The sequence below is a fragment of the Enterobacter sp. IF2SW-B1 genome (assembly GCF_001743375.1).
In the GTDB taxonomy this organism is placed as follows: domain Bacteria; phylum Pseudomonadota; class Gammaproteobacteria; order Enterobacterales; family Enterobacteriaceae; genus Enterobacter; species Enterobacter bugandensis.
The window spans coordinates 60,824-81,968 of sequence record NZ_MJAA01000009.1; the positions used below are offsets into that span (position 1 = coordinate 60,824).

Genomic DNA, 21,145 nt, shown 5'->3' on the forward strand with positions numbered 1-21,145 from the left:
ATACCAACATGATAATTTAAAGAGCCTGCTTGCGCTGTGGGGTTTGCCCACCGAAATCATTGATTGCCGTCCAGGTCACCGCGCCCTTTGCTGAATTCGGTAACGCGAAACGCTGCTCGCTGAACGGAGCCACCATCATTGAAATGGCGCCTGGCGTGGTTTTGGTCTCTTTCACCGGAACACTTTTCCCACCAACGGCCAGCTCGCCAAACGAGACGTAAAACGGGGTCGGGTTGTTTGCAATTAGCGTGTCGCCCTGACGCTGGAATGTGATTTTTGCGTAGGCTTCCAGGGCATCGCTTTCCTTCAGCTGAGCCGGACGCCAGAAAAGCTTCAGGCGCGTTTTCATCGCAAATTGCAGCGTGTTTTTCTCTTTCAGCTCCGGCGAGAGTGCCGATACGGATTTAACGTTTGCCAGAAACAGAGATTCCCGGTCTGCGGGCAGGCTTTTTTTATCGCCGGTAAAAATAACGTGCAAAAGGGTTTGACGATTTTCCTGCAATTTGTAAACAGGAGGAGTAATAATAAATGGCGCTTTCGCATCATTGGGGTAACTGACCCAGCTTTGCACCAGATAACGTGTATGCGGATCTTTATTTTTAAGTGCTATCTGAACTTCTGATTTATTCGATGGATAAATAATTCGCGTACCACCGAGAACAACACTTGCCTGTACTGAACAGCAGGAAATAATTAAACAACCACATAACAATTTAAATAAAGTCTTCATACAATGTTCCAAAAAGGCAGCCGTTCAGGCTGCCCGTCATTGCTTAGCGATAGACAACCTCGAATGTTGCAGAGGAGGAGTAATGGCCCGCGGTTGGCGCGGTATCCCCCACCTGAATCACTTTCGCGGTGTAGTTAAAGACAGAAGCCGTTGCCCCGGTCGCGTCGTTATTCACATCGGTACCCGTATCCGGTACTGAACCGTCGAAAACAACATCGCCTTTAGCGCCGTTCTCATTGCTGACGATGATGCCAACGTTGGTCGCATTGCCTGCGCCAGACAGATCGTTCTTCAAGCGCTTGTTAGCGGCGTCTGTTGTCGTGCCGCTAAACTTGAGGTTCAGTTTAGCGACCAGCGGGTCACATTTTTTCACTTCAATCTTAAAGGCTTTTGAGGTGCCAACCGTACCGTCAGCACCAAAATCCGAAGGATAGGTATCTGCGAAAGTGACGGTGGAAGCGTTAGTCCCTGTGCCATCAACGTTAATTTCACAGGTATCGGCAACAATTTTTCCGGCGAAGTTCACCGTACCGGAATCGTTTGATGCAAATACAGGCAGAGACAGCGCGGCCATAACGCTTCCGGCTAAAAATGTAGAGACAATTTTTTTGTTCATGAAAAATATCCTTATATTTGACAATTGTGGCATCCATTCGCACTACAAATACTTTGAGTCGAAATGTTATCCAGCATGTTACACATGACTGACTAAATAGGAATATCCTATGAGCCAGTGAATTTCTTATGGCAATTACATCAGATTATTCTTCATTGTGTCCAGAGAGGATAAAGTTACGCAACATGTAGAAGATTTCAAATGCATGTTTTAGATGAAAAAAATGAGAACTTAAAAATTCTAAATTAGATATTTAATATTTTTAAAAATTGCAGAATGTAAAAAACAAAAAAGCCGCTTTATATTAAAGCGGCTTTTTATTCAGGGAATTAATTAATTCCCACCAAACATATCCTTGATCCAGCCGGCCACGCCATCACTGTCTTTCTTCTCGTTCTGCTGCTGGGCCGGTTGTTGCTGCGGCTGCTGCGGCTGAGAAGATTGATCGAACGGGTTGCCCGTTGGCTGTTCAGGCTGGCTCTGCTGGCACAGTGAGTCCGGGTTGGTCGTCCAGACCGGGAGGGTTCGCATCCCGCCGCCGCAGATAAAGTTCCCGGAACCATCCACGCCCATATCGACGATATCTTCCGGCGCGACCAGGTTCAGCGGCACAGGTGACTGGTTCGCCAAGTAGCGCTGGTAAATCGACATCGCCCCGCTCGCCCCGTAAAGTTTGGTCGGCTGGTTGTTGTCACGACCTACCCAGGTGATCACCACTTCACGGCCATCAATACCGGCAAACCAGGTATCGACGTTGTTGTTGGTGGTCCCGGTTTTACCCGCCAGATGCAGACCAGGATACTTCGCCCCCAACTGACGACCGGTACCGCGCTGCACAACCTGCTGCATCGTCCACAGCGTCATGTAGGCCGCCTGCGCAGGAACGGCACGTTCAGCCTGCGGGAAGCTCTGATACAGCACGGAGCCATCTTCGGCAATCACCGAACGCAGGGCAGAGAGCGGTGCGCGGTTACCCCCGCTGGCAATGGTCTGGAACGCCTGCGCCACTTCGATCGGCGTCAGGTTAAGCGCCCCCAGAATCATCGCCGGAACAGGGTGCAGCTGATCTTTCGGTACGCCCAGCTTCTGCCAGGTGTCGACAATGGCCGGCAGGCCCAGCGCCATACCGAGGTTAACCGTAGGTACGTTCATGGAGCGGGTTAACGCGTCCACCAGCATCACCTGGCCGCTGAACTGTTTATCATCGTTCTGCGGTGACCAGACCTGGCCGTTAGGCTGACGCAGGGAGATTGGCGCATCGGCGATCCAGGTGTTCAGGCGATACAAATTCGGCTGGCTCAGCGCGGTGAGATAGGTCGCTGGTTTAGCCAGAGAGCCAATCGAACGACGCGCCTGCATGGCACGGTTGTAGCCCGCATACTGCGGCTCTGCGCCGCCCACCATCGCGCGCACTTCGCCGGTGTTACGGTCAACCACCACCATCGCGGTTTCCAGATCGGAGAGCTTGCGCTGCTTCTTCAGCACCGGGATCCCTTCCACCGCCGCTTTTTCTGCCGCGTCCTGGGCCACGGAGTCAAAGGTGGTAAAGATCTTCACGCCGGAGAGATCTTTGACCTTATCACCGAGCTTGCTTTGCAGCTCCTGGCGCACCATCTGCATGAAAGCAGGCTGCGGAGAGATCACCCCACCGCGCGGCTGCACGCCCAGCGGACGTGCGCTAAGCATGTCGTATAATTCCTGGTCAATCACCTGCTGCTGTTGCAGCAGACGCAGTACCAGGTTACGACGCTCCAGCGCCAGTTTCGGGTTGCGCCACGGGTTATAAATGGACGCCCCTTTCACCATGCCCACCAGCAGCGCCTGCTGGTCAAGGCTGAGCTCTTCCACCGGACGGCCAAAGTAGTACAGGCTCGCCAGCGGGAAGCCGCGGATCTCGTTATCGCCGCTCTGGCCGAGGTACACCTCGTTCATGTACAGCTCAAGGATACGATCCTTGCTGTAGCGCGCATCCATCAGCACGGCCATGTAGGCTTCGTTGGCTTTACGCCAGTAAGAACGCTCGCTGGAGAGGAACAGGTTCTTCACCAGCTGCTGGGTAAGCGTACTCGCCCCCTGCACGGTACGACCCGCAGTCAGGTTCGCCAGCACCGCACGGCCGATGGAGTAGAGACTGATACCGTCGTGCTCGTAGAAATGGCGGTCTTCGGTTGCCAGCAGGGTATCCACCAGCAGATCCGGGAAGCCGTTACGCGCCACGAACAGGCGCTGTTCGCCATTGGCGGACGAGAGCATGGTGATCAGACGCGGATCAAGACGGAAGAAACCGAACTGGCGGTTATTGTCCATGTTCTCAATGGTTTCCAGCCGATCGCCGTCAAAAGTCAGACGCGCGCGCACCTGCCCCTCTTTGCTGTCCGGGAAGTCGAACGGGCGGCGGATCATCTCAATGCTTTTCGCCTGGACGGTAAATTCGCCCGGGCGGGTCATTTTCGTAACCTGACGATACTGCGTAGCTTGCAGCAGTTTCACCATCTCGTTCTTGCTGATGGACATGTCCGGCTCAAGGTTCACCATGCGACCATACACTGCCGCCGGCAATTGCCAGACTTTCCCGTCGATACGGCTGCGGATCTTCTGATCCAGATAAACGCCGTAAATCGCGATCAGCACAACAAAAACAATGAACAGCTTCAGCAGCAGCCAGAACCAGCCGCGCTTCCCACGAGGCTTACGCCCTTTGCCTTTTCCTTTACGCGGCATGGGTTCTTCATCCTCATAATCGTCTTCATAGTCATCGTCATACTCCTCATCTCTGAGGCGACGACGGCTTACCTTTTCTTTCGCCGGACGCGCGGGTTTTCCCTTACGTCCTATTGGCTCGCGGTCATTCCCCGCCATGCTTTTTCTCCGCAACTTTCAGGCGCAAAGGCCAGATTTTCTTTTCTTCCACAGGCCTGTGAAAGAAGAAATCTCTCAAAATTGGTTTTCTCCCTCTCTCCGTGGGAGAGGGCCGGGGTGAGGGCATCAGGCCGCACTTTCCCTACTACGAATATTTCTTCGTCCGCCGCGTCGGCGCCGTATTCGCCGGATCGTCCGGCCATACGTGTTTGGGGTAGCGCCCTTTCATCTCTTTCTGCACTTCACGGTAGCTTCCCGCCCAGAACGCCCCCAGATCGCGGGTGATCTGCAACGGACGATGCGCAGGCGAGAGCAGCTCAAGCACCAACGGCACCCGCCCTTCCGCAATAGACGGCGTGGTTGCCTCACCAAACATCTCCTGCATCCGAACCGCCAGCGCCGGAGGATTATCCTCATGATAACGAATGGCAATCCGGCTCCCGGTGGGCACAGTGTAATGCCCAGGAAGCTCACTATCCAGACGTTGACGTAATGACCAGTCCAGTAAATTCTGTAACGCGGTCTTAACATCAAGCGCCTTAAGGGCGCGCAGAGAGTGCACGCCGCTCATTTGCGGCAGCAGCCACTGCTCAAGCGTCGCGAGCAGCGTCTCATCATCCACCGCGGGCCAGCCGTATTCCGGTAGCCACTTCGCGGCGCAGTGCAGACGAATGCGATACTGTTCAGCTTCCGGCGTCCAGTTCAGGACGTTAAGGCCCTTTTCCCGAATACCGTTCAGCATTGCCTGGTGTAACTCTTCTTCCGACGGCTTCGCCAGCGGTTTCGTCCCGAGGATCAGTTTGCCAATCTGACTACGCCGAAACGCCTTTAGCGTCCCCTGAGCGTCATCCCATTCCACGATGTCCGATTGCTGGAGCAGCTGCGGGCAGGTACGCGTCAGGGCATCTATGTCCACGGCAATCGCCTGTAAAATACGGGCATCAGGAGACTGGCTGCCCTGAAGCAGGAGCGGCGCGATCAGCCATTCATGTCGCGTCAGGGCATCATCGCTGTCCAGCATCGCCCCCATGCCGTTTGCCAGCTGGTAGCGTCCATCCAGCCCGCGGCGGCGCGCAATCCGGTCCGGGAAGGCCAGCGCCAGAAGGGAGGCAATCTTATCGCCGTCAGGTGAACCGCCCCGGCAGTTCAGGCGTTTGCACAGCTGCTGCGTCCGCTGCTGCCAGTTTCCCTGATTGCGCGAAAACGCCTGCCCCAGATCGCTGCTGCCTCCGCGCGGCGGCTCCTCAAGAATAGCCGCCAGTTTCGCCGCTGTGGCAATTTCATCTTCGCCCTGCGCGGCCACCAGCATCGCCGCCAGACGCGGATCGTTGCCCAGCGCCGCCATTTTCTGACCGCGCGCCGTCAGACGTTCACCTTCCAGCGCGCCAAGCTGGGTGAGCAGGCTGCGCGCGGCGGCGAGATTCACGACAGGCGGCGGATTAAGCCAGGTGAGCTGTTCAGGATCCGGGCAGCCCCAAAGCAGGAGATCCATCACCAGCCCGGAGAGATCGCTTTGTAAAATCTCCGGCGTGCTTTGCTGTGCCGCGCGTTCAGCCTGCTCCGCGCTGGTCAAATGCAGGCTAATACCCGGCTCAAGACGCCCCGCACGGCCCGCGCGCTGCACCATTGACGCCTGGCTGATGCGTTGTGTCAGCAATTTAGTCAGCCCGGTGCGCGGATCAAAGCTCGCCACCCTCTCCTGCGCGCTATCCACCACCAGGCGAATGCCTTCGATGGTTAAACTGGTTTCGGCAATGTTGGTTGCCAGCACGACTTTACGCTGCCCCGCCGGGGCGGGAAGGATGGCTTTACGCTGCTCGGTCAACGACAGGGCGCCATAGAGCGGGCAAAGCAGTACGTCACTGCCCACCCTGGAGGCCAGCCGCTCCTGCACGCGCTGAATCTCCCCCACGCCGGGCAAAAACAGCAGCAGCGAGCCGGGCGCCTGGCGAAGCAGGTCAGCAGTGGCAATAGCTACCGCTTCGTCAAAGCGCTGATGGGCAGGAAGCGGCTGATAGCGACGCTCAACAGGAAATGCCCGTCCTTCTGAGCTGATGACCGGCGCATCGGGTAATGCCTGTCGTAGCCGCTCGTTATCCAGCGTCGCCGACATAATCAGCAGCCGCAGATCGTCGCGCAGCCCCTGCTGAACATCGAGCAACAGCGCGAGGGCCAGATCGGCCTGCAGGCTGCGCTCGTGGAATTCATCCAGGATCACCAGCCCGACGCCGTTCAACTCCGGGTCGTTTTGCAGCATGCGGGTAAGAATGCCCTCGGTGACCACCTCAAGCTGCGTGGACGGGCCGACGCAGGTTTCGGCGCGCATCCGGTAGCCTACCGTTTCACCCGGTTTTTCATTCAGCAGTTCCGCCAGGCGCTGCGCCACGTTGCGCGCGGCCAGCCTGCGCGGCTCCAGCAGGATAATTTTCCCGGCAATCTTCCCCTCTTTAAGGATCTGCAGCGGCAGCCAGGTAGATTTACCCGCCCCCGTAGGCGCGTTAAGCAAAACCTGCGGGGCATGTTGTAAGGCAGCGAGAAGCTCAGGAAGAACGACGGCGACCGGCAATGAGGACACTAACAGCTCCAGAGGGTTAACATTAGTCGGCGTACATTGTAGCATCGGCGCATATCATTACCGAGTCCCCCGTATGTCTGAGTCGAAACGGCTGTTTTTTGCCATTGAATTGCCCACCCCCCTTCAGCGGCAAATCGTTCGCTGGCGCGCGGAACATTTTCCACCGGAAGCGGGCCGACCCGTTGCGGCGGCAAACCTGCACCTGACGCTGGCCTTTTTGGGTGACGTGAGCGCCGAAAAACAGCGGGCATTAGCCGCCATGGCCGGGCGTATTGTCCAGCCGGCGTTTACGCTGCACCTTGACGATGCGGGTCAGTGGCTGCGTTCGCGCGTGGTCTGGCTGGGTACGCGCCAGCCGCCGCGCGGGTTGTTACAGCTCGCCAATATGTTGCGCGCGCAGGCAGCGCGCAGCGGCTGTTACCAGAGCCCGCAGCCGTTTCATCCGCACGTCACGCTGCTGCGCGATGCCGGTCAGGCCGTTGCCATTCCGCCGCCGGGTTTTCACTGGGCTTTTCCGGTTAATGAATTCGCGCTTTATGAATCCGTCTTTGCACGGGGACGCACCCGCTACAGGCCGCTACAGCGCTGGACGTTGGGCGACACCACAAGGAATTCCGATGAAGTTTAGTCCTGCACTCCAGTCCGCCACGCTGATCCAACGCTACAAACGCTTCCTCGCCGACGTGGTGACGCCAGAAGGCGAAGAGCTCACCCTGCACTGCCCCAACACCGGCGCCATGACCGGTTGCGCCGCACCGGGTGACACGGTCTGGTATTCCACTTCAGAAAATACTAAACGCAAATATCCCCATACCTGGGAAATAACCGAAACGCAAAACGGGGCGTTTATTTGTGTTAATACTCTGCGTGCAAATCAGCTGGTTAAGGAAGCGCTGACGAATGGAGCCATTCCCGAACTGGTGGGTTACGGTACGCATAAAACAGAAGTGAAATACGGCGATGAAGGCAGCAGAATTGACTTCATGTTACAGGCGGAAGGCCGTCCTGAGTGCTATATTGAAGTAAAATCAGTGACGTTAGCGGAACAGGAAAACGGCTTCTTTCCGGATGCGGTAACGCTACGCGGGCAGAAGCATCTGCGAGAGCTAATGAGTGTTGCGGCGGCGGGCAAACGCGCCGTATTGCTGTTTGCGGTGTTGCATACAGCGATTGAACGGTTTTCCCCTGCCCGCCATATCGATCCTAAATACGCACAACTGTTGAATGAGGCACAAAAGCAGGGGGTAGAGGTTTTAGCTTATAAAGCGGAACTTTCTGCCGATAATATGACTCTGAGATCGTCTCTTCCCATTGTCTTATAAGGGATTAGACGATTGATGAATAAGTGTTCTGGCCGCGTGCGCAAATACGCTTTTCCTCACAGGCTTGTCAAGTGTTACGTTTAGATAATTGCCATACGGAAAAGCATCTGCTATTTATAGCGACCTGATTTTTCCCCCAACACGGGGATCGATAGTGCGTGTTAAGGAGAAGCAACATGCAAGAAGGGCAAAACCGTAAAACATCGTCCCTGAGTATTCTCGCCATCGCTGGGGTGGAGCCGTATCAAGAGAAGCCGGGCGAAGAGTATATGAACGAAGCCCAGCTGTCGCACTTCAAGCGTATTCTTGAAGCATGGCGTAATCAACTCAGGGATGAAGTGGATCGCACCGTTTCGCATATGCAGGATGAAGCTGCTAACTTCCCGGATCCGGTAGACCGTGCCGCTCAGGAAGAAGAGTTCAGCCTCGAACTGCGTAACCGTGACCGCGAACGCAAGCTGATCAAAAAGATCGAGAAAACGCTGAAAAAAGTCGAAGACGAAGATTTTGGCTACTGCGAATCCTGCGGTGTTGAAATCGGTATTCGTCGCCTGGAAGCGCGTCCAACCGCCGATCTGTGCATCGACTGTAAAACGCTGGCCGAAATCCGCGAAAAACAGATGGCCGGCTAACGCCAGCGCTGTTTATACACTTCAAAGGCGGGAGTCTCTCCCGCCTTGTTACTGTTGATATGTCTGAATCACACTATATCGGGCGCTTTGCGCCATCTCCTTCCGGTGAATTACACTTCGGCTCATTAATTGCCGCGCTTGGCAGCTACCTGCAGGCTCGCGCCAGTCAGGGTAAATGGCTCGTCCGCATCGAAGATATTGACCCTCCGCGTGAAGTTCCCGGTGCTGCAGACACCATTCTGCGTCAGCTGGAACATTACGGTCTTCACTGGGACGGCGACGTTCTGTGGCAGTCACAACGTCATGAGGCTTATCGGGAACGTCTGGCCTGGCTCAGCGCTCAGGGGCTCTCCTATAACTGCACCTGCACCCGCGCGCGTATCCAGAGCGTGGGAGGTGTGTATGACGGCCACTGCCGCACGCTGAATCTTCCCGCGGAAAATGCCGCCGTACGCTTGCTACAGCGCGCGCCCGTCACCCGCTTCCACGATCGGCTCTCCGGTGAGATTAGGGCGGATGAACGTCTGGCATGTGAAGATTTTATTATTCACCGTCGTGATGGTCTGTTTGCGTATAACCTGGCGGTGGTCGTCGACGATCATTTCCAGGGCGTGACGGAAATTGTGCGCGGGGCGGACCTGGTCGAACCGACCGTACGGCAAATCTCGCTTTATCATCAGTTTGGCTGGACGGCGCCGGATTACATTCATCTGCCGCTGGCGGTCAATGCGCAGGGCGTTAAGCTCTCCAAGCAGAACCACGCCCCGGCCCTGCCAGACGGCGATCCGCGTCCTGTTTTGATCGACGCGCTGCGATTTCTCAACCAGAATGTAACCAACGAATGGCAGGATCTGCGCATTGACGAATTGCTGAAAATAGCCATTGCCAACTGGACGCTCGCGGCAGTGCCAAAAATCCAGCATTCTCAAATGCGTTGCGCTGAGCTATGATTAGCCGCTTTTTTCATAACAAAACACACTACGAGGTGTACCATTTTTACCCGAGTCGCTAATTTTTGCCGTAAAGTGCTAAGCCGCGAAGAGAGCATGGCGAACGACGCTATTGCACAGCCACACATGTCGGTTATTCCGCGTGAGCAGCACAATATTTCCCGCAAAGATATCAGTGAAAATGCCCTCAAGGTACTCTATCGTCTGAATAAAGCGGGCTACGAGGCCTATCTCGTTGGCGGTGGGGTGCGTGATTTACTGCTGGGCAAAAAACCGAAAGATTTCGACGTGACGACCAGCGCCACGCCCGAGCAGGTGCGTAAATTATTCCGCAACTGCCGTCTCGTTGGCCGCCGTTTCCGTCTGGCTCACGTGATGTTTGGGCCGGAAATCATCGAAGTGGCGACCTTCCGCGGCCACCACGAAGCGGGTGCATCCGACCGCACCACGTCACAGCGCGGCCAGAACGGTATGCTGCTGCGCGACAATATCTTCGGCTCTATCGAAGAAGATGCCCAGCGTCGCGACTTCACCATCAACAGCCTTTATTACAGCGTGGCGGATTTCACCGTGCGTGATTACGTCGGCGGCATGCAGGACCTGAAAGAGGGTCTGATCCGCCTGATCGGCACGCCGGAAACCCGCTATCGCGAAGATCCGGTTCGCATGCTGCGCGCCGTGCGTTTTGCCGCCAAGCTGAACATGCGCATCAGCCCGGAAACCGCAGAGCCGATCCCGCGTCTGGCGACGCTGATTAACGACGTGCCGCCTGCCCGCCTGTTTGAAGAGGCGCTGAAGCTGCTGCAGGCCGGCTACGGGTTCGAAACCTACAATCTGCTGCGCGAATACAACCTGTTCCAGCCACTGTTCCCGACCATTACCCGTTACTTCACCGAGAACGGCGACAGCCCAATGGAGCGGATGATTGCGCAGGTACTGAAAAATACCGACACCCGCATCCATAACGATATGCGCGTGAACCCGGCATTCCTGTTTGCGGCAATGTTCTGGTACCCGCTGCTGGAAACGGCTCAAAGAATCACCCAGGAGAGCGGCCTCGCCTATTACGATGCCTTCGCGCTGGCCGCGAACGATGTATTGGACGAAGGGTGCCGCACGCTGGCTATCCCAAAACGTATTACCACGCTGGTGCGCGACATCTGGCAGCTTCAGCTGCGCATGTCCCGCCGTCAGGGCAAACGTGCCTGGAAGCTGATGGAGCATCCAAAGTTCCGCGCCGCCTTCGACCTGCTGTCGCTGCGTGCGGAAACTGAACGCAATCAGGAGCTACAGCGCCTGGCGCAGTGGTGGGCCGAATTCCAGGTTTCCGCCCCGCCGGAGCAGAAAGATATGCTGACCGGGCTGGATGAAGAACCTGCCCCGCGTCGCCGTCATCGTCGTCCGCGCAAACGCGCACCGCGTCGTGAAGGGACAGCATGACCCTTGCGTATATCGCCATCGGCAGCAATTTAGCCTCTCCGCTGGAGCAGGTGAATGCTGCCGTACAGGCGCTGGGTGAGATCCCGCAAAGCCGTATCGTGGCGGTCTCCTCCTTTTACCGCACGCCGCCGCTAGGTCCGCAGGATCAGCCTGATTATCTGAACGCCGCCGTGGTGCTGGAAACATCCCTCGATGCCGAAACGCTGCTGGACAACACTCAGCGCATCGAACTGCAGCAGGGGCGCGTACGCAAAGCCGAACGCTGGGGGCCGCGCACGCTTGATCTCGATATTATGCTGTTCGGCCATGAGGTGATTAACACTGAACGCCTCACCGTACCGCATTACGACATGAAAAATCGTGGCTTTATGCTCTGGCCGCTCTTTGAAGTGGCGCCCGATCTCACCTTCCCGGAAGGCATCCCGCTCAAGGCCGTTCTGGACAACCTGAACGCGGAAAGACCCGCTCGCTGGTGATCCTCTTCCCTCACCGGTTGACCCCAGAATAATTGTGGTTAATCGGTTGCCTAAAATCATTGTTCCCTCGAATGTTACTGTTAGAATGCGCAAAGATTCGCTTTTGGGCTATCAGGAAACAGTATGAAACCAACCACCATCTCCTTACTGCAGAAATGCAAACAGGAAAAAAAACGCTTCGCCACCATCACCGCGTATGACTACAGCTTCGCCAAACTGTTTGCCGAAGAGGGTATCAACGTCATGCTGGTCGGAGATTCGTTAGGGATGACGGTACAAGGACATGATTCCACCCTGCCGGTCACGGTCGAAGATATTGCATATCACACCCGTGCGGTACGCCGCGGTGCGCCAGGCTGCCTTCTGCTTTCCGACCTGCCGTTTATGGCCTATGCCACGCCAGAGCAGGCATTTGAAAACGCGGCGGCAGTGATGCGCGCTGGCGCTAACATGGTCAAAATTGAAGGCGGCGCCTGGCTGGTGGAGACGGTGAAAATGCTCACCGAACGCGCCGTGCCGGTGTGTGGTCATTTGGGCCTGACCCCGCAGTCCGTCAACATCTTTGGCGGGTATAAGGTGCAGGGCCGCGGCGACGCAGCGCAGACGCTGTTTGAGGATGCCCTGACGCTGGAAGCCGCTGGCGCACAGCTGCTGGTGCTGGAGTGCGTGCCGGTTGAGCTGGCGAAACGCATCACCGACGCACTCTCCATTCCGGTGATTGGTATTGGTGCAGGCAACGTGACCGACGGTCAGATTCTGGTGATGCACGACGCCTTTGGTATTACTGGCGGGCATATCCCGAAATTTGCCAAAAATTTCCTCACTGAAGCGGGCGACATGCGCGCTGCGGTCAGGCAGTATATTGCCGACGTTGAATCCGGTGTTTACCCGGGTGAAGAACACAGTTTCCATTAAGGAGTCTCGTTGTGCTAATCATTGAAACCCTGCCGCTGCTTCGCCAGCATATCCGCCGCGCGCGTCAGGAAGGTAAACGTATCGCACTGGTCCCGACCATGGGCAATCTGCATGACGGCCACATGAAGCTCGTCGACGAAGCCCGTGCGCGAGCAGATATCGTGGTGGTCAGTATCTTCGTGAACCCCATGCAGTTCGACCGCGCCGACGATCTGGCACGCTATCCGCGCACTCTGCAGGAAGATTGCGAGAAGCTCAAAAAACGCCACGCGGATATCGTCTTCTCACCTGCACCTGCGGACGTTTACCCGCAGGGTACCGAAGAGGCGACCTACGTTGACGTCCCGGGCATTTCCACCATGCTGGAAGGAGCAAGCCGTCCGGGCCACTTCCGCGGCGTCTCCACCATCGTCAGCAAGCTATTTAACCTGGTGCAGCCGGACGTTGCCTGCTTCGGTGAGAAAGATTTCCAGCAGCTGGCGCTGATCCGCAAGATGGTTGCTGACATGGGTTACGATATTGAGATCGTCGGCGTACCGATTGTGCGTGCGAAAGACGGTCTGGCGCTCAGCTCGCGGAATGGTTACCTGACCGCCGAACAGCGTAAAATCGCGCCGGGCCTGAGCAAGGTTATGAACACCATGGCAGAGCAGATGCTGGCAAAAGAGTTAACAGCAGAAGAGATTATTGCTCTTGCCGAGCAGGCGCTTAACGATAAGGGCCTTCGTGCTGACGACGTACAAATTCGTGATGCTGATACGCTGCTGGAATTAACCCAGAACAGCAAGCGCGCAGTCATCCTGGTGGCGGCATGGCTCGGCCAGGCACGCCTGATTGACAATAAAGTGGTTGAGCTGGCGTAGTTCTTCACCCTTGATAATTAAAGGTAAACGTAATGATTCGCAAAATGCTGCAAGGTAAGCTTCACCGTGTGAAAGTCACGCAGGCCGACCTGCACTATGAAGGCTCCTGCGCCATTGACCAGGATTTTCTCGACGCGGCGGGTATCCTTGAAAACGAAGCGATTGATATCTGGAACGTGAACAACGGTAAACGCTTCTCTACTTATGCGATTGCCGCCGAGCGCGGTTCTAAAATCATCTCCGTTAACGGCGCTGCGGCGCACTGTGCGGACGTGGGCGACATTGTGATCATCGCCAGCTTCGTGATGATGTCTGACGAAGAGGCCCGCCGCTGGCAGCCTAAAGTGGCCTACTTCGAAGGCGACAATGAAATGAAGCGCACCGCAAAGGCAATTCCGGTTCAGGTTGCCTGATTCTAACAAGGAGCGGAACCCTCTGGATCCGCTCCTTAACAGGAAAAAACACATCATTCTGAATTATGTAAATAGCATCTCTTTACTCATTTCTCTTATTTTCACCTCTCTTTTCGCGTCTCCTTTCTCAAATAAACATTCCCCTCAGTTATATTCGAATGGGAAATGATCAATGCCATTAATAATCCAAGCCTGCCAATACCACATCAACGCAATAAAAAATAATCCCCAGTGTTTTTTTTGAGATCATTTTCAAGATCTTTTTCAATGACTTATCAATCTTTAATTTTTTCTAATTATAACTTTTAGTAATTCTAAATACCCAACGTATACAGAGATCCCTATCATCATTTTGCTTGTATTAAATCATTACAATGTTTTTTAAATGGAATTTCAATTATGTTAAAAAAAACGTTATTAGCTTCAGCTGTAGCTTTGTTTGCAGTAGGTTCTTTTTCAGCAATCGCAGATACGGATCTTGGTTTAATCACCTTTGATGGTGCGGTAACAGACACAACATGTAATATTTCCACCTCTAATGGTGAATCACAAAACAATATTACTATTACCTTACCCGTCGTTAAAAAATCTGAAGTTGAATCCACAACTATTGATACTGGCGTCGGTTCCAAAAACTTTGAACTGCTGCTCACCAATTGCCCTGAGACATTAAAGAATGCCTCTGCAAGCTTCATGTCAAAAAATATGGGCGCTATTGCGAACGGTACTATTGAACCCGATGCTAACGTACAAGGCTCTGCAACCAACGTTGCACTTGCCCTGTTTAACAATGCCCCAACCGTTTCATCTCGTATTATGGTAGGCCAGCCTGACAATAATACGCAGAAAACAGACCTGAAAGCCGGCTCCGGTAAACTGTTCTACCGTGTTGCTTATGTCCCTGGCTCCAACTGGGTGAAAGATACTAGCCCTGTGCAGTCAGGTAAAGTTAGCGCCAACGCTTACTTCACCATGAGCTACGAATAATTTTATTCGTCCTGTTAATGTGCCCAGCCGGGCACATTTTTTCGTATTATTTGAGAGTAGACATGTACTTACTGAATATTAAGAGCGGATTAAAAGCCCTGCTGCTGGCCTCGGTGAGCGTTTTTGCTCTTAACGCCAGTGCAGATATTGTGATTTCCGGCACCCGTGTCATTTATCCAGAATCGGCAAAAGACGTAACGGTGTCTATGGATAACCGTGGCACCAGACCTTTACTGGTACAAACCTGGCTCGATGACGGAAGAGATACCACTAATCCTCAAGAGCTGAAACTTCCCTTTATTGTCACGCCTCCTGTATCGCGTGTAGAACCGCAAAAAGGGCAAACGGTCAGAATCACCTGGCTTGGTCAGTCATTGCCAAAAGATAAAGAATCCATGTTCTGGTTTAACGTTCTGGAAGTTCCGCCAAAGGCAAAGGAAAGCGATACGCAAAGCATGCTTCAGCTGGCATTCCGTACCCGCATAAAACTCTTTTTCCGGCCTACAGGTTTGAAAGGAGAACCGACAGATGCGGCTAAAAATCTTAAATGGACTGAAACCCGTCAAGGTCAAAATATCGTTTTAAGTGCGAAGAATGATTCACCGTATTATGTATCACTGGCGGGGGCAACGCTTATTGCTGGTGCTAAAAGCTACGATATTGAAACGCATTATATTGAGCCATTCTCAAGCCAGACTATGAACGTAAAAAATCATAACACCTTGGGGTATAACAAAATCACCTGGCAAGCCATCAATGATTTCGGTGGAATTGATAAGTATGAATCCATACAGAATTGATTATTTATCCGCCTCGTATCATTCGGAATAACTATAATTAGCTTAACTCTGGGACAGAGTACATCATGCGGTTTAAACGTTCACTACTATGTTTATCGATAAGTGCGGTATTGCCGTTTTGTGCATTTGCTGCTGAAAATAATAAAGAAGAAGACGTGCAGTTTAACGATCAGTTTCTTTATAACACCGGTACATCAATTGATGTCAGCCGTTTTTCAAAAGGCAACCCTGTTCTTGCCGGGACGTATAAGGTGAAGGTGGTTATTAACGGGAAACCTTCCATTACCACGGATCTTGTGTTTAAGGAGAATGGTACACCGCGCGCCACGCCCTGCATCACGCGTAAACTGCTCACCCAGACAAATGTAGCAACCGAGCAACTTAAACCAGCAGGGGATGATTCCGAAGATACGTGCATCTCTGTGTCAGACGCCTATCCCGGCTCACGTGTGGCTTACGATCCTTCCACGCAGGAGTTGGACCTTTCTATTCCCCAGGCTTTCGTCATTCAGCGCCCGGCGGGATTTGTCGATCCTTCACTTTGGGAAGACGGGATCCCGGCGGCGATGCTCTCCTGGGATCTTAACGGCTGGCATGCGGACACGTCTGATTACAGCACCGATACGGCCTACGCAGGGTTGCGCTATGGAGCAAACCTGGGCCCGTGGCGGCTCCGGGCACGAGGTAATCTGAACTGGGATCGGGATTCCGGTACCCATTACGCCAGCCAGGACATTTATCTCCAGCGTGATATCACGCCGCTGAAAGCACAGTTTATCGCGGGAGACTCCTACACCCGTGGAGATGCTTTCGATTCCATTAGTCTGCGCGGGGCGCGTTTATATAACGATGATCGTATGCTTCCTAATGGCATATCGACTTATGCGCCGGTGATTCGGGGTGTGGCAAACAGCAACGCCAAAGTCACGATCGCCCAGAGCGGAAACACGATTTACGAAACCTCCGTCCCGCCGGGGCCCTTTGAAATCTCAGATCTCAGTACGACGGGTTATGGCAGCGATCTTATCGTCACTGTAGAAGAAGCGGATGGCAGCAAACGTTCCTTCTCGGTCGCGTATTCCTCGGTCGCGCAAATGCTGCGCCCGGGCTACTCCCGATGGGATGTCGGCGTGGGTGAACTGCGTGACGATAACTTACGTGACAAGCCAAAGGTAGGTTACGCCACGGGCTATTATGGATTAACCAATACCTTCACAGGTTATGCGGGTCTGGAGTACACCGATAGCGATTTTTACGCCGCATTGGTGGGTTTGGCTATGAACACCCGCATTGGCGCATTCGCCTTTGATGTCACGCATTCTGATGCCCGGATCGACGGCTTACGGCATCTTAAGGGTGAGAGTTATCGTATCTCCTACAGCAAACTCATGGAAGCCACGAATACCTCTTTCAACGTAGCAGCATACCGGTTTTCGACATCTGACTATCTCAGCCTGAGCGATGCAGCTTCCTTGACCAACGAGATCAAATACCGTGACAGGGAGCTTAACCCTGACCGTGATAACAGCGATGTGTACCAGACTTTCCAGCGCATGAAGAACCAGATCCAGGTGAACATCAGCCAGCCGTTGGCCTTTAACGGCCTTGATTTGGGATCGCTGTATGTCAACTCCACCTGGCAGGACTACTGGAATGAAAGCAGCTCATCAGCGCAGTACTCGGTTGGCCACAGTCAATCGTTAAGCTGGGGAAGTTACAGCCTCTCCGTGCAGCGCACCTACAACGAGTTCGGGGAAAAAGATGATAGTGTCTATCTGAGCCTCACAATTCCTTTCGACACGCTGATGGGTAACGGCAAGCGTGCAGGCGGGTTCTCATCCCTCACCACGGGCATCGGCAGCGATCTAAAAGGCGGTGGAAGTTTTAACGCCAGCGCCAACGGCAACACCGAAGATAACCGGTTCAGTTACAGCATCACCGAAAGCACCACGCGTAACGACGATACGTTAAATCAGCTAAGCGGTTACGGGAGTTATAACGGCCCGCATGGACCGGTGAGTCTTTCCGTCTCCGCATCCGATGATGATAGCCGACAATATTCCGCCAGCTATAGCGGCGGGATGATTCTGCACTCTGGTGGCATAACACTCGCCCCTGGCAGCATTAGCGAAAGCGATACGCTTGCGCTGATTAAAGCTGAGGGAGCAGAAGGTGCCCGAGTCTCCATCGGTAACGGTGAAATTGGCTCTTCAGGCTATGCCCTTATGCCCTATCTGTCTGCCTACCGTGAAAACAACGTCGGTCTTGATATCAGCGATATGCGCTCTGACGTTGAAGTGAAAAATACCCGTTCCACTACTGTCCCTCGTAGCGGTGCCGTTGTGCTGGTTAATTTTGAGACCGATCAAGGGCGTTCAGTGTTAATGGAACTGACGCGTGACGACGGTGGGTTTATTCCGCTTGGTGCCGATGTTCAAACTGAGCAAGGCGTATCCGTAGGTAGCGTAGGTCAGGCCGGGCAAGCCTGGATTCGCGGAATTGAAGATAAAGGGTTGTTAAAAATCGTCTGGGGAAGTGAGTCCGGCACATCCTGTACTGTCTCCTATCAGATTCCGCCCAATGCGAAAAAGATTGGACCAACAACGCTGCTGACAGGCCAGACCTGCCGCATCACAGTATTATAAAAGGAGTTAGAGCATGCTTTTTAAACCTGGGAAAAAAACAGGATTATGGGTATTAAGTTCGAGTCTGATGGCGCTGTCGCTCGGAACATACGCCGATAATCTCGATATTACCTTTACCGCTAATATCCGTGACACCACCTGCGATATGAAAATTGAAGGTGGCAGCGGTGATGGCTCCAGCAACGTTATTCCCATTGGCACCGACGGCAAGGTACGCCTGGATTACATCATCCTCAAAAATGCCAAAGCAACAACAAATTTTAAACTCAAAATGGTCTCATGCCCTTCGAGTCTGACAAAGCTGAACACGACCATTAGTGGTAGTGCCAGCCCACTGAATACGGCAATTAAAAATTCACTCTCCGGTGAGGGCAGCGCAGAAAATATTGGCGTGGCGATTTCCCGCACCGCCACTCCGGATGCCCCTTTTGTCATTAATTCATCCACTGATACTCAGCGCCTCGTCTGGTCGAGCGGAGAAATAAGTGCTGGCGAAGTTCAACTCCTGGCGACGCTGGTGGAAACTGCAAGCGGGCAAGGCATGACCGGCAACTTTAGCGGTATCGCTACGTTTAATTTCACCTATGAATAACTGGCGCAATACGGAGCGTTAATATGAAAAAGAAAATGACATCACTGGTGTTTGCGATGACTGCCATCCTGCCTTCCGTTTGTTTGAGCGCCATTACGGGTACGACGAGCGTTCAGGCCACCTTTACGTCCACCATTGAAGCCGGAACCTGTAATGCCGAGATTCAGGATGCGAGCGGGGCTCCTATTAGCATTTTGCCGTTTGGCGATGTATTTAAGTCCGATCTGGTGAGCCAGAACCGAACAGGGGCATTCAAAATCGCGTTCACTAACTGTGCCGGGGTCAAAAATGCCTCCGTTCAAGCCACGCCGGGTGCTGGCGGGTCCTGTACTGGCAATGCCAAAAATGGGAACTCATATGCAGCTGGGCATAACGTTGGTTTTGAAATCTGGAAAGGTTCTGTCGACTCAGGTTCCCTGCTGAACTGCGCCACGGCCCCAACTTCTATCGTCAACCTGTCTAACGGGGCGGGAAAATTTGAAATGGATGCGCGCATCGTTATTGCTAAAGATAAAACCATTTCTGACGTGACCACTGGTTCGGTCAGCGCCCCTGTGACTTTTATCGTGACCTATCAATAATGTTTATTAAGACTGATAGCTTAAACAGGATGTTCCACTCCCGCTTAAACTTTAGAAGTGCGATGTTATGGCTCGCCTGCTGTCTGGGGTTTCCCGCAGCAGGTTTTGCCTCGAGCCTGGAGATGGATTTGACGGCAAACATCATCAACAATACGTGTCAGGTAAGTATTCCGAATGATGGCAAAGTTATTTTACCGATCGTTGGCAAAGGTTGGTTTTATAACTCCGACGGCAGCCCACGGCTACAACCCGGTGACGCAGCTGGGGGAACTCGCTTCGAAATTCAGCTGAAAAGCTGTGCGGAAAGTGAATCTGGACTGGCAAAAACCCTGCATTTTGAGTTTAAACCTCAAAGTGGGATAGTTATCGGAAGCTCTCAACAGGTGTTCGCCAATGAAATTCCCGCCTCTGGGGGAGGAGCAGAGAACGTCGGCGTTGTTATTTTCTCAGAAAAAGACAATACCAATGTGGTCAATGCGTCAGGAACGTCAGATGTTATTTTTGATGTATCTAACCAAACCGAAAGCCAGTATTTAACAAATTATAATTTCTATGCCCGTTATCAAGACACAGGGATTGTCAGCGCGGGGAAAGTTACCACAAGCGTGCTGGTCAGCGTTACTTACAATTAAAATATACCAAGCATCGGATATAAGGAATTTTTGAATGTGTTATATAGCAGGAGCCGGAACAAGTCATTTCTTCATAAAAGGTGCAGGCCTTGCTTTGTCAATTCTTGCAATAAGTTTCTCTGCATCGGCCGATTTGTATGAATGCAAATTTAATGGTTACAGTGTTCAGCCTATTTCGGATGTCAAAGGTGCAAAGCCCAAGATCGTTCCCCTGGAGAGCGTCAGCGCGCCAACAAAAATAAGCGGCCTTATTGATTTGCAGGTGACTCCGGGCCTCTACTCCTGGTGCTCAATGGGTAAAGATGGCGAGCGCGTCTATCAGAAAACGGACAGTACACTGGTCGTCGGTGGCGTGGACGGTAAAGCACTCTTTAAAACTAACGTAACGGGGATCGCCTATACGCTGGCCATGTACCCGACCAACAACGCTTTTAATGCCTTTTTCCCTTCGACTACAGGAAGTTACGTAGAAACGGCCAATCAGGGGGATAATTCGGATCTGGTTAAAGCAGTATGGTGGTATGCCCGTATGGAATTTTATCAATTACCCTCATATGCTGGCGTGCCCGCAAGCGTCACACAGATTGGTCCAGTGGCCGGGAATATTGGCAATATTGTCGTAGGTAACCCCTGGAGCTCAGATGAAAGTGACCATCCACGTCCGTTAATCACGATACCCGATATGGCCTTCAATGTTCCTGTTGAAAAACCGACCTGCACTCTTACGGCTCCTAAAAGCGTAGATCTGGGGGAGTATGATGTTTCCGATGTCGAGAACGATAACACGCAAAAAGTCTCTGCTACCGTGTCAGGGAATTGCACCAACACACGCAAAATTACGATGAAGTTGACCACCAGCAAGACAACCGGGACTGATGGCTCTTTACTCGCGAACACCGCATCGTCGAATGCGGCAAAAGGCGTGGGCGTGTTGCTGAAGTGGCCGGACAACAGCCTGGCGGTGCCTAATTCAACTAACAACTATGCGACAAAAGGGAACACCATCATCCCGTCATTTAGCGAGTCTCTCACGGCTCAGTTAGTTAAATCTGGTACAGAAAAAGTCACTTCAGGAACGTTCAGCGCCATCGGCACGTTGCAGATCACCTACGAATAG

20 protein-coding genes are annotated in these 21,145 nt (G+C 53.3%); 16 read left to right on the plus strand and 4 right to left on the minus strand.

Annotated elements, in window-relative coordinates; all coding sequences use genetic code 11:
- Positions 1 to 16: 16 nt before the first annotated feature.
- From A6013_RS18215 to hrpB, 4 genes are all read right to left on the minus strand, one after another.
- A complete protein-coding gene (locus A6013_RS18215; protein ID WP_041911205.1) occupies positions 17 to 730 on the minus strand; it encodes a molecular chaperone in 714 nt (237 codons plus the stop codon).
- Between the two features lie 43 nt (positions 731 to 773).
- Complete coding sequence (locus A6013_RS18220; RefSeq protein WP_063154787.1) at positions 774 to 1,346, minus strand: fimbrial protein; 573 nt, start codon at positions 1,344 to 1,346, stop codon at positions 774 to 776.
- A 333-nt stretch (positions 1,347 to 1,679) separates the two neighbouring features.
- On the minus strand, positions 1,680 to 4,205 hold the full coding sequence (gene mrcB, locus A6013_RS18225; protein ID WP_063943790.1) for a bifunctional glycosyl transferase/transpeptidase: 2,526 nt from the start codon (positions 4,203 to 4,205) through the stop codon (positions 1,680 to 1,682).
- A gap of 145 nt (positions 4,206 to 4,350) precedes the next feature.
- Positions 4,351 to 6,780 (minus strand): ATP-dependent helicase HrpB, encoded by a 2,430-nt coding sequence (gene hrpB / locus A6013_RS18230; protein WP_069733534.1) that lies wholly within the window; start codon positions 6,778 to 6,780, stop codon positions 4,351 to 4,353.
- Between the two features lie 73 nt (positions 6,781 to 6,853).
- Between hrpB and thpR the strand changes: the two genes are divergently transcribed.
- The 16 genes from thpR to A6013_RS18310 all read left to right on the plus strand — a co-directional run bounded on the left by thpR (position 6,854) and on the right by A6013_RS18310 (position 21,145).
- Positions 6,854 to 7,408 (plus strand): RNA 2',3'-cyclic phosphodiesterase, encoded by a 555-nt coding sequence (gene thpR / locus A6013_RS18235; protein ID WP_069733535.1) that lies wholly within the window; start codon positions 6,854 to 6,856, stop codon positions 7,406 to 7,408.
- Positions 7,398 to 8,102, plus strand: coding sequence for a DNA/RNA nuclease SfsA (gene sfsA, locus A6013_RS18240; protein WP_041911210.1), 705 nt, complete (start codon positions 7,398 to 7,400; stop codon positions 8,100 to 8,102). The genes thpR and sfsA overlap by 11 nt, the downstream gene beginning before the upstream one ends.
- Positions 8,103 to 8,278: 176 nt before the next feature.
- Positions 8,279 to 8,734 carry an RNA polymerase-binding protein DksA gene (gene dksA, locus A6013_RS18245; RefSeq protein WP_013095632.1) on the plus strand — a complete coding sequence of 152 codons (456 nt, stop codon included), beginning with the start codon at positions 8,279 to 8,281 and terminating at the stop codon, positions 8,732 to 8,734.
- A gap of 59 nt (positions 8,735 to 8,793) precedes the next feature.
- Entirely contained in the window at positions 8,794 to 9,684 is an 891-nt protein-coding gene (gluQRS, locus tag A6013_RS18250; protein WP_069733536.1) for a tRNA glutamyl-Q(34) synthetase GluQRS, read from the plus strand.
- 42 nt (positions 9,685 to 9,726) lie between these two features.
- A complete protein-coding gene (gene pcnB, locus A6013_RS18255; protein WP_028015552.1) occupies positions 9,727 to 11,124 on the plus strand; it encodes a polynucleotide adenylyltransferase PcnB in 1,398 nt (465 codons plus the stop codon).
- Positions 11,121 to 11,600 carry a 2-amino-4-hydroxy-6-hydroxymethyldihydropteridine diphosphokinase gene (folK, locus tag A6013_RS18260; RefSeq protein WP_047367349.1) on the plus strand — a complete coding sequence of 160 codons (480 nt, stop codon included), beginning with the start codon at positions 11,121 to 11,123 and terminating at the stop codon, positions 11,598 to 11,600. Before pcnB ends, folK begins: the two co-directional genes overlap by 4 nt.
- A 123-nt stretch (positions 11,601 to 11,723) precedes the next feature.
- Complete coding sequence (gene panB / locus A6013_RS18265; RefSeq protein ID WP_069733537.1) at positions 11,724 to 12,515, plus strand: 3-methyl-2-oxobutanoate hydroxymethyltransferase; 792 nt, start codon at positions 11,724 to 11,726, stop codon at positions 12,513 to 12,515.
- 11 nt (positions 12,516 to 12,526) lie between these two features.
- Positions 12,527 to 13,378: a pantoate--beta-alanine ligase gene (gene panC, locus A6013_RS18270; protein ID WP_008501942.1), complete on the plus strand. Its 852-nt coding sequence runs from the start codon at positions 12,527 to 12,529 to the stop codon at positions 13,376 to 13,378.
- A 32-nt stretch (positions 13,379 to 13,410) separates the two neighbouring features.
- The gene (panD, locus tag A6013_RS18275) at positions 13,411 to 13,791 is read left to right on the plus strand and encodes an aspartate 1-decarboxylase (protein WP_003856284.1); all 381 of its coding nucleotides are present in this window, start codon (positions 13,411 to 13,413) and stop codon (positions 13,789 to 13,791) included.
- 399 nt (positions 13,792 to 14,190) lie between these two features.
- On the plus strand, positions 14,191 to 14,778 hold the full coding sequence (locus tag A6013_RS18280; RefSeq protein WP_063450621.1) for a fimbrial protein: 588 nt from the start codon (positions 14,191 to 14,193) through the stop codon (positions 14,776 to 14,778).
- Positions 14,779 to 14,840: 62 nt separating this feature from the next.
- Complete coding sequence (locus A6013_RS18285) at positions 14,841 to 15,578, plus strand: fimbrial chaperone (protein WP_069733538.1); 738 nt, start codon at positions 14,841 to 14,843, stop codon at positions 15,576 to 15,578.
- Positions 15,579 to 15,643: 65 nt separating this feature from the next.
- On the plus strand, positions 15,644 to 18,223 hold the full coding sequence (locus A6013_RS18290; RefSeq protein ID WP_048961414.1) for an outer membrane usher protein: 2,580 nt from the start codon (positions 15,644 to 15,646) through the stop codon (positions 18,221 to 18,223).
- 13 nt (positions 18,224 to 18,236) lie between these two features.
- Positions 18,237 to 18,815 (plus strand): fimbrial protein, encoded by a 579-nt coding sequence (locus tag A6013_RS18295; protein WP_047367345.1) that lies wholly within the window; start codon positions 18,237 to 18,239, stop codon positions 18,813 to 18,815.
- A 23-nt stretch (positions 18,816 to 18,838) separates the two neighbouring features.
- Positions 18,839 to 19,396, plus strand: coding sequence for a fimbrial protein (locus A6013_RS18300; RefSeq protein ID WP_047367344.1), 558 nt, complete (start codon positions 18,839 to 18,841; stop codon positions 19,394 to 19,396).
- A 29-nt stretch (positions 19,397 to 19,425) separates the two neighbouring features.
- Complete coding sequence (locus A6013_RS18305; RefSeq protein ID WP_083264104.1) at positions 19,426 to 20,028, plus strand: fimbrial-like protein; 603 nt, start codon at positions 19,426 to 19,428, stop codon at positions 20,026 to 20,028.
- A gap of 34 nt (positions 20,029 to 20,062) precedes the next feature.
- Entirely contained in the window at positions 20,063 to 21,145 is a 1,083-nt protein-coding gene (locus tag A6013_RS18310; RefSeq protein WP_053086545.1) for a fimbrial protein StkG, read from the plus strand.

Excerpts from the sequence above, each read along its gene's own strand:
- A6013_RS18215 (WP_041911205.1), bottom strand. The coding sequence starts at position 730 with ATGAAGACTTTATTTAAATTGTTATGTGGTTGTTTAATTATTTCCTGC.
- A6013_RS18220 (WP_063154787.1), bottom strand. The coding sequence starts at position 1,346 with ATGAACAAAAAAATTGTCTCTACATTTTTAGCCGGAAGCGTTATGGCC.
- mrcB (WP_063943790.1), bottom strand. The coding sequence starts at position 4,205 with ATGGCGGGGAATGACCGCGAGCCAATAGGACGTAAGGGAAAACCCGCG.
- thpR (WP_069733535.1), top strand. The coding sequence starts at position 6,854 with ATGTCTGAGTCGAAACGGCTGTTTTTTGCCATTGAATTGCCCACCCCC.
- sfsA (WP_041911210.1), top strand. The coding sequence starts at position 7,398 with ATGAAGTTTAGTCCTGCACTCCAGTCCGCCACGCTGATCCAACGCTAC.
- dksA (WP_013095632.1), top strand. The coding sequence starts at position 8,279 with ATGCAAGAAGGGCAAAACCGTAAAACATCGTCCCTGAGTATTCTCGCC.
- gluQRS (WP_069733536.1), top strand. The coding sequence starts at position 8,794 with ATGTCTGAATCACACTATATCGGGCGCTTTGCGCCATCTCCTTCCGGT.
- folK (WP_047367349.1), top strand. The coding sequence starts at position 11,121 with ATGACCCTTGCGTATATCGCCATCGGCAGCAATTTAGCCTCTCCGCTG.
- panB (WP_069733537.1), top strand. The coding sequence starts at position 11,724 with ATGAAACCAACCACCATCTCCTTACTGCAGAAATGCAAACAGGAAAAA.
- panD (WP_003856284.1), top strand. The coding sequence starts at position 13,411 with ATGATTCGCAAAATGCTGCAAGGTAAGCTTCACCGTGTGAAAGTCACG.
- A6013_RS18280 (WP_063450621.1), top strand. The coding sequence starts at position 14,191 with ATGTTAAAAAAAACGTTATTAGCTTCAGCTGTAGCTTTGTTTGCAGTA.
- A6013_RS18285 (WP_069733538.1), top strand. The coding sequence starts at position 14,841 with ATGTACTTACTGAATATTAAGAGCGGATTAAAAGCCCTGCTGCTGGCC.
- A6013_RS18290 (WP_048961414.1), top strand. The coding sequence starts at position 15,644 with ATGCGGTTTAAACGTTCACTACTATGTTTATCGATAAGTGCGGTATTG.
- A6013_RS18295 (WP_047367345.1), top strand. The coding sequence starts at position 18,237 with ATGCTTTTTAAACCTGGGAAAAAAACAGGATTATGGGTATTAAGTTCG.
- A6013_RS18300 (WP_047367344.1), top strand. The coding sequence starts at position 18,839 with ATGAAAAAGAAAATGACATCACTGGTGTTTGCGATGACTGCCATCCTG.
- A6013_RS18305 (WP_083264104.1), top strand. The coding sequence starts at position 19,426 with ATGTTCCACTCCCGCTTAAACTTTAGAAGTGCGATGTTATGGCTCGCC.
- A6013_RS18310 (WP_053086545.1), top strand. The coding sequence starts at position 20,063 with ATGTGTTATATAGCAGGAGCCGGAACAAGTCATTTCTTCATAAAAGGT.